This is a genomic window from Pseudomonas sp. P4_C4 (genome assembly GCF_056402055.1).
The window spans coordinates 1-1,137 of the sequence record NZ_JBFUID010000133.1 but is presented as its reverse complement, the minus strand read 5'-3'; the positions used below and the strand labels follow the sequence as shown (position 1 = coordinate 1,137).

Here is a 1,137-nt window from a genome sequence, read left to right as displayed (position 1 = left end):
CCCAGAGTGTGTCAAAACGCCAAAGCCAACCCTTGCTATGATTGCCCCGGATTTCATCGCAAGGGCTGCCCATGAAACGCTTCATTCAAGGTGAACACCGAGGTCAAAGGACCCTGCTCCCCGAGAGCCTGGACGATTACGTCAGCGACACTAATCCGGTGCGCGTTGTCGATGTCTTCGTGGATGAACTCGACCTGATCACCTTGGGTTTTGAAAGCGCTGTCCCTGCTGAAACTGGCCGACCGGCCTACCACCCCGCAGTCATGCTGAAGATCTACATYTACGGCTATCTAAACCGCATCCAGTCGAGCCGACGCCTTGAGCGCGAGGCGCAGCGCAACGTCGAATTGATGTGGCTTACCGGTCGCTTGATGCCGGATTTCAAGACCATCGCCAACTTCCGCAAAGACAACGGCAAGGCCATTCGAGGCGTTTGCCGCCAGTTTGTTGTGCTGTGCCAGCAGTTGGGGCTTTTTTCGGAAAACCTCGTTGCTATCGACGGCAGTAAATTCAAGGCGGTGAACCACCGCGACCGCAATTTCACCAGCGCCAAGCTGAAGCGCCGGATGGAAGAAATCGAATCGAGCATCACCAGTTATCTAAAGGCGCTGGATGCAGCTGATCGCGAAGAGACCAAGTCTTCAGGGCCCAAAGGCGGCCTGGAAGAGAAAATCGTCAAACTGAAGGAGCAGATGAAGGCACTTCAGGCGATTGAAATACAGCTTGAGGAGTCGCCGGACAAACAGATCTCGCTGACCGACCCAGACGCCCGCTCGATGATGACGAGCGGCAAAGGAATCGTGGGTTACAACGTACAGACGGCGGTCGATACCAAGCACCATCTGATCGTCGCGCACGAGGTGACCAATGAGGGTCACGACCGTGATCAGCTCAGTTCGATGGCCCAGCAGGCCCGTGAGGCGATGAAACTCGAATCGTTGTCGGTGGTGGCTGACCGGGGGTATTACAAAMGCGGGGAGATCCTTGCCTGCCACGAGGCAGGGATTAGCGCTTATGTACCGAAGACGCTGAGCTCGCGCGCCAAATTCGATGGCCGCTTCAACAATGACGAGTTTGTTTACGACGCGGACAAAGATGTGTACGTCTGCCCCGCCAAGGAAGTGCTGATCTGGCGCG

At 56.1% G+C, this 1,137-nt stretch carries 1 protein-coding gene; it reads left to right on the top strand.

The genetic code is table 11. The annotated features are described in order from the left end of the window. Nucleotides 1-71 precede the first annotated feature (71 nt). The coding region (locus tag AC1DXW_RS30895) for an IS1182 family transposase (RefSeq protein WP_477760902.1) at nucleotides 72-1,137 on the top strand (1,066 nt) is incomplete at its 3' end.